At 69.7% G+C, this 6,523-nt stretch carries 3 protein-coding genes and 1 pseudogene; 1 reads left to right on the forward strand and 3 read right to left on the reverse strand.

Annotation, left to right across the window (positions count from 1 at the left end):
* Positions 1–16: 16 nt before the first annotated feature.
* On the reverse strand, positions 17–1,264 hold the full coding sequence (locus ABZT02_RS03215) for an extracellular solute-binding protein (protein WP_356013634.1): 1,248 nt from the start codon (positions 1,262–1,264) through the stop codon (positions 17–19).
* 133 nt (positions 1,265–1,397) lie between these two features.
* The gene (locus tag ABZT02_RS03220) at positions 1,398–2,417 is read right to left on the reverse strand and encodes a LacI family DNA-binding transcriptional regulator (protein ID WP_356013636.1); all 1,020 of its coding nucleotides are present in this window, start codon (positions 2,415–2,417) and stop codon (positions 1,398–1,400) included.
* Positions 2,418–2,815: 398 nt separating this feature from the next.
* On the opposite strand from ABZT02_RS03220, the gene ABZT02_RS03225 reads away from it, so the two are divergent.
* Positions 2,816–6,415, forward strand: coding sequence for a LamG-like jellyroll fold domain-containing protein (locus ABZT02_RS03225; RefSeq protein ID WP_356013700.1), 3,600 nt, complete (start codon positions 2,816–2,818; stop codon positions 6,413–6,415).
* Here the strand turns inward: ABZT02_RS03225 and ABZT02_RS03230 are convergent.
* Positions 6,414–6,523 (reverse strand): annotated as a pseudogene (locus tag ABZT02_RS03230) (MerR family DNA-binding transcriptional regulator); the annotation flags it as partial. The gene ABZT02_RS03225 and the pseudogene ABZT02_RS03230 sit on opposite strands and share 2 nt — an antisense overlap.

Consider the following 6,523-nt stretch of genomic DNA (forward strand, 5'->3'; position numbering starts at 1 on the left):
TGGCCCCGCGATGTGCTCACTTGACGGCGGACTGCGCGTCGGTCAGCGCGTCCTTCGGGGACGTGGAGCCACTGAGTGCGGACTGGACGGCCTTCCACATCTGCTCGGAGATCTTGGGGTACTTGGTGCCCAGGTCGTCACTGGTGCGGCCCTTGGCGGCCTTGACCGCGTCGACCCACGGCTTCAGCTCGGCGTTCGCGGCCACCTGCTTGTCCTGGACCTCGCTGGTGGGGGCCACGTAGGACAGGGTGGTGTCGGTGTCGTACAGGTTCTGGGTGCTGGTCAGGCAGGTCGCCAGCTTCTGGGAGGTGGCGTAGCGGCCGGTGTCGTCCTGGACGGGGAGGGTGACGAACTCGCCGCCGGTCGGTGCTGCCGCGCTGCCGCCGGAGGCGCCGGGGATCGGGAGTACGCCGTACTCGAAGCCGGCCTTCTTGGCGTTGGCGAGCTGCCAGGTGCCGTTCTCCGCGAAGGCGTAGTCGCCGGTCGCGAACTCCTGCCAGCTGGTCGTCTGGGTGTTGTTGAGGACCGAGTTGGGGGCGTAGCCGCCCTTCAGCCAGTTCTTCCACAGGGTGAGCGCCGACTCGCCCTGGGCGGAGTCGAGTTGGGTCAGCTTGGCGCCCGCGCCCCAGAACCAGGGCAGGAACTGGAAGCTGCCCTCCTCGGTGCCGATCGCGGAGAACGTGATGCCCTTCTTGCCGGCCTTCTTCACCTTCTCCAGTGCCGCCGTCAGGGACGCCCAGTCCTTGACCGAGGCGATGTCCACGCCGGCTTCCTTCAGGACCTTCTTGTTGTAGTAGAGGGCCAGGGTGTTGGCGCCGATCGGGGTGCCGTACGTCTTGCCGCCCGACTGGCCGGCCGCGAGGAGGTTGGGGTCGACCTTCGAGGTGTCCAGCTTGTTGTCGTCGGTCGTGGTGAGGACGCCCGCCTCGGCCAGGGTCGAGACGACCGGGTTGTCGACGATGAGGATGTCCGGGGAGTTGCCCTGCTGGGCCGCCAGCAGGGCCTTGTTGGTCAGGTCGCTGGTGTCGAAGCCGGTCCGCTTGACCTTCACGCCCGCCTGGGTGCCGCACTTGTCCAGCAGGTTCGTCCAGGCCGAGCCCTTGGCGAACTGCGGGTACGGGTCCCAGACGGTGTACGTCTTGCTGTCGGCGCCCTCGGTGCCGCTGCTGCCGGAGCCGGAGCCGCAGGCGGTGACGCCGGTGGCGACGGCCAGGGAGATCAGCACCGCGGCGGTCGGACGGCGTCGTCTGGAGAAGCTGTTCATGGCGGGTTCCTTCGGTTTGTGGCATGCGGGTGCCGCGGCGGTGGGTCGCGCGGAGAAAAGGGCACCGCGAACGCGCCGTGGGGTGACGGGTGTTCGGGCGTGAAGCGGTGTGACGGGTGCTCGGGGGATCCGATCAGGTCTGCGGGGCCCCCGCGGGCCCGGTGCTGGCCCGCAGCGAGATCGGTGGGATGAGGAGGTGCTGCCGGGGCGGCGCGTCGGGGTGGTCCAGCCGCTCCACGAGCAGGTCGACGGCGAGCCGGCCCATCTCGGCGGCCGGTACGTCCGCCGCGGTGAGCTGCGGGGTCACCGTCTCCGCCCAGCGGTTGGCGACGACCCCGGTGACGGAGAAGTCGCGCGGCACATGGCGGCCCGCGTGGGCGAGCCCCCGGTAGAGGCCGCCGAGTGCGGCCTCGTTCAGGGTGACGAGGGCCGTGGTGGCCGGGTCGTCGTGCAGGATCCGTTCCACGCAGGCCTGGCCCGCTGCGGCGTCGTCCGCGCAGCAGTACGTGCGGACCGTCAGACCGCGTTCGGCCGCGGCCTTGGTGAAGCCGTCCAGGCCGCGCTGCGCGGACTCGTACCCCGTCCTCAGGAGTTGTTCGGGCCGGTTGACGAAGGCGATTCGGCGGTGGCCGAGGTCCGCGAGGTGGTGGACGCAGGCCGCCGCCAGCGCGGTGTGGTCCAGGGCGACGTACCAGCCGTCCTCCGGGTGGGCGGTGCGGCCGATGGCGACGGAGGGGAAACCGAGCGCGGCCAGGTGATCGGCCCGGTCGTCCTCCAGCCGGATCTCCATCAGGATCGCGCCGTCGACCCGTCGCTCCCCCAGCAGCCGCTGGAAGGAACGGTCGCTGTCGACGCCGCTGGGCGACAGCAGCACGTCGTAGTCGTAGGTCGCGGCGGCCTCCACTACGCTGCCGATGAAGTCGAGCTGCATGCCCGTGTAGTGGTTCCCGGCGGGCGGGAAGACCAGACCGAGGGTGCTGGTCCGGCCATTGGCCAGGGCGCGGGCGCTGGCGCTGGGCTGGTAGCCCAGTTCGTCGACGATCCGCTGGATCTTCCGGCGCGTGTCCTCCGACACGGGGCGCTTGCCGCTCAGCGCGTAGGACACGGTGCTGCGCGAGACACCGGCCCGCCGGGCGATCTCACCGATGTTCACGGCGACTCCTTGGGACGGGGCGACCGGCTGTCGAACCGGTTCGCATGGAAGTGAACGTAGGAACTGCCCGGCCCCCTGTCAATACCCGTGCCGTAATGCCTGACCGGGCCCGAGCGACGGTGAAATCCCTGTGTCGAAGGGATTGCTGGCCGGAAGTCCCGGTGCTAGCTTCGCCGAACCGGTTCGGCGCGGTCGGCCCAGGTGACTCCCTCACCCCTGCCGTCGTAGAGCCGCCCCAGCCCCTCTTCCCGCACACACCTCTTCCCCCTGCACCCGCCTGGATCGAATCGGTTCGACGGCGACCCGAGGCGGGCCGACCTGAACCCGCTACTCGACGATTGAGGACGCACTCCATGTCATCCGCTGACAGATCCACGCGCCGCCGGGCGCCGGCCGCCATGGCGCTGGCCCTCGGCGCGGGCCTGCTGGCCGCGCCCGCCGTGTCCGCGCACGCGGCCGAGGCGCCCGGGCCCGCCGCCCGCTACACCTTCGACCAGGACGACCTCGCCTCCGGAAAGATCACCGACAGCTCCGGCAACGGCCTGACGGCGAGCCTCGTGAACAGCGCGACGGCCCAGTCCGTGGCGGGCACGGACGGCGGCAAGGCGCTGGCCCTGCCCGGCGGGGCCCCCACCTCCGACGGCGCCTACGTCCGACTGCCCCGCGAGGTGGTCGGCGACGCGAGCGACCTGACCGTCTCCGCCCGGGTGAAGTGGAGCGGCGACAAGTCGTCCTGGCAACGGATCTTCGATCTCGGCACGGACACCAGCAAGTACCTCTTCAGCACCCCGTACAACGGCAACGGGCTGTTCCAGACCTCCGTGACCACCGGCGGAGGCGGCGCGGAGACCCAGGTCCGCGGCTACGCGCCGCTGCCCGCCGACGCGTGGCGGACGGTCACCGTCACCCTCGACACCTCCGCCGGCCGGCTCACCACCTACCTCGACGGCGTGGCGGTCTCCTCCGCCGCGACCGCCATCAAGGCCAAGGATCTGCTGGACGGTTCGGCGACCGCCGCGGGCTACATAGGCAAGTCCCTCTACCCCGACCCGCTGCTCAAGGGCGCCGTCGACGATTTCGCCGTGTGGCACTCGGCGCTCAGTGCCGAGCAGGTGGCGGGCCTGGTCGGGACGGTACCGGCCCTCCAGGACCTCTCGAAGACCTCCTTCGACGTCCGTACCACCGACGGGACCGCCCCGACCCTCCCGGCCGCCGTCCGCTCCACCTACTCCGACGGCTACGACCGCGACACACCCCTCGTCTGGGACGCCGTACCGCCCGAGAAGTACGCCGAGCCCGGGACCTTCACGGTCGCCGGAACCGCGGCCGGACGGGCGGTGCGGGCGACCGTCACCGTCGTCCGCGAGGGACAGCTCACCGTGGACCTCGGCTCGGACACCGGCGCCTTCCACGGTGGCGCCTCCGGCACCCTCTACGGCGTGTACGGACCGGACGTCCCCACCAACAACCTCATCGAGGGCATGGGCCTGCGCACGGTCTCCACCAAGGCACAGGACGGCCCGCAGCACCCCGGTGCCGACGCGCTGGACGTGGTGAAGCCGCTCGCCGACTCCACCGACGGCGATGTGTACATCTACATGACCGACATCCACCGCGGCTTCCCCTACGAGTGGCCCGGCAGCACCCCGCAGGAGAAGCTCAAGCTCTACGAGGAGAAGATCGCCAAGCAGGTCGACCAGGTCCTGAAGCTGCCGAAGCAGTACCAGGACAACATCGTCTTCGTGCCGTTCAACGAGCCCGAGGGCAACATGTTCGGCACCGGCGAGTGGAGCTACGACAAGGTCAGCTGGCTGAACGACCCGGACGACTACTTCGCCGCCTGGGACTCCGCGTACAAGCTGATCAAGGGCAAGATGCCCGACGCCCGGATCGCCGGACCCAACACCAGCGTCCTGTACGACCAGGTGAAGGGCTTCCTCACCCACACCCTGGCCGCCGGCACCCTCCCGGACGTGATCACCTGGCACGAGCTGAGCCACCCGGAGGCGGTGCGCGAGAGCGTCGCCAAGTACCGGGTGTGGGAGAAGGAGTTGTTCAAGGGCACCTCTCGCGAGGGCACCCAACTCCCCGTCAACATCAACGAGTACGCCTTCAACTACCACACCTCCGTGCCCGGCCAGATGATCCAGTGGGTCTCCGCGATCGAGGAGTCCAAGGTGGACGCCGACATCGCCTACTGGAACATCGACGGCAACCTCTCCGACTCCGCGGTGCAGTCCAACCGCGGCAACGGCCAGTGGTGGCTGCTCAATTCGTACGCCTCGATGAGCGGGCACACCGTGACGGTGACCCCGCCGTTCCCCGGCGAGAACTACACCATGCAGGGCGTGGCCACCCTCGACGAGAAGAAGAAGCAGGCCCGGCTCCTCTTCGGCGGCTCCACCGGCAAGGGGCACATCACCTTCTCCGGCGTCCAGAAGAAGCTCTTCGGCAAGAACGTGCACGCATGGGTGCGGGAGATCGAGTGGAGCGGGCAGGTCGGCGACAACTCCGGCCCGAAGCTGCTCACCGAGACCGACCTGAAGGTCGCGGACGACGGCACGGTCACCGTCGACTTCGGTGACGGCGCGCTGCCGAAGCTGAAGGAGTCCTCGGCGTACGAGATCGTCCTCAGCCCGGCCGGGAAGGCCGCGAAGACCCAGTCCCCGCCGGTGCGTTGGCAGGGCTCCTACGAGGCGGAGGACGCCGCCCACACCGGGTCCGGCTACTCGAAGAACGGCCCGGAGGGCTCCACCTCCGACGTGTCGAAGTTCTACACGTCCGGCGGCTACGACGTGGGCGGGCTGCGCACCGGCTCGGACGTCACGCTCGACTTCACCGTGGACGTGCCCGAGGACGGCACCTACGACCTGAGCGTCTTCGCCAACTCCCTCAACACCTTCGACAAGGTGAAGGAGCAGGGCCCCACCAACGTCTTCCTGCGCGTGGACGGCCAGGCCGCCGGCGAGCAGCAGCTGTATCTGCCGCTCGGCTACAAGTGGGTGGTGTGGGACCACACCGACACCAAGGTGAAGCTCACCAAGGGCAAGCACACCCTGACGCTCGCCGCGAAGAGCCTGGACGGCAAGCGTGTGACCAAGGGGGACGCCATCGTCGACCGCCTCACCCTGTCCCTGCCGAACGCTTCGGCCAACACGCAGGTGTACGAAGGTGAGTTGGCGTGGCTGGGCGGTGGAGCACAGCCCGTCTACAACGTGCCGGGCTCGGGCTCGGGCGCGGCCCGGCTCGCCAAGGGCCAGAGCGCCACGTTCTGGGTCTACTCCCCCGCCGACCGTGAGGCCACCCTGGACGTCGACACCCTCGGCGGTACCGGCGCCCGGCTCTCCGTCAACGGACACGACGTCCTGCGCCTGGCCAAGGACCGCAGCCGCGTCGCGGTCTCCCTCTCCGGTGGCGTCAACAAGGTGACGGTGACGGGCGGTTCGTCCGCCACTCTCGTCGACCGCCTCACGGCCACGCCGAGCGAGAGCGCGCTCAAGGCGCGTACGTACGAGGCCCAGGACGCGGTGCTCGCGGGCTCGGCCACGCTCACCCCGCTCCCCCTGGCCACCGACGGCACGGCGATCACCGGCATCGGCGGCGACCCGGGCAACACCAACACGGCCACGTTCACCGTCACCGCCGACCGGGCCGGCCTGTACGCCCTGCGCATCCGCTACTCCAACCCGGAACAGTCGGAGGCCACCCACTACAACCCGGACCCGCTGGCCCGCCACGCCGACATCACCGTCAACGGCGGGGACATGCGACGGGTCGGCTTCCCGCACAGCTTCCACCAGGACAACTTCTGGGAGCTGACCGTCCCCGTCACCTTGAAGAAGGGGCAGAACACGATCGCCTTCCGCTCCGAGGAACTGCCGAACTTCGACGGCACGACCTACGCCTCGGACACCTTCCCCGGAGTACTGCTCCGCTCCCAGTACGCGCCGCTGATCGACCGGATCGCCGTGGCGCCGTATGCGCGGGAGGTGCGGTGAGTTGAGCGGTACCGGCGTCGTCGTACCAGGTGATGCGGCCCTCGCGGCGAGGGGGCGGGATGAGTTTGCGTTCGCGGTAGAAGCGCAGGGTGCGCACTGTGATGCCGG

Origin of the sequence: Streptomyces sp. NPDC005402 (assembly GCF_040606575.1) — a bacterium.
In the GTDB taxonomy this organism is placed as follows: Bacteria; Actinomycetota; Actinomycetes; order Streptomycetales; family Streptomycetaceae; genus Streptomyces.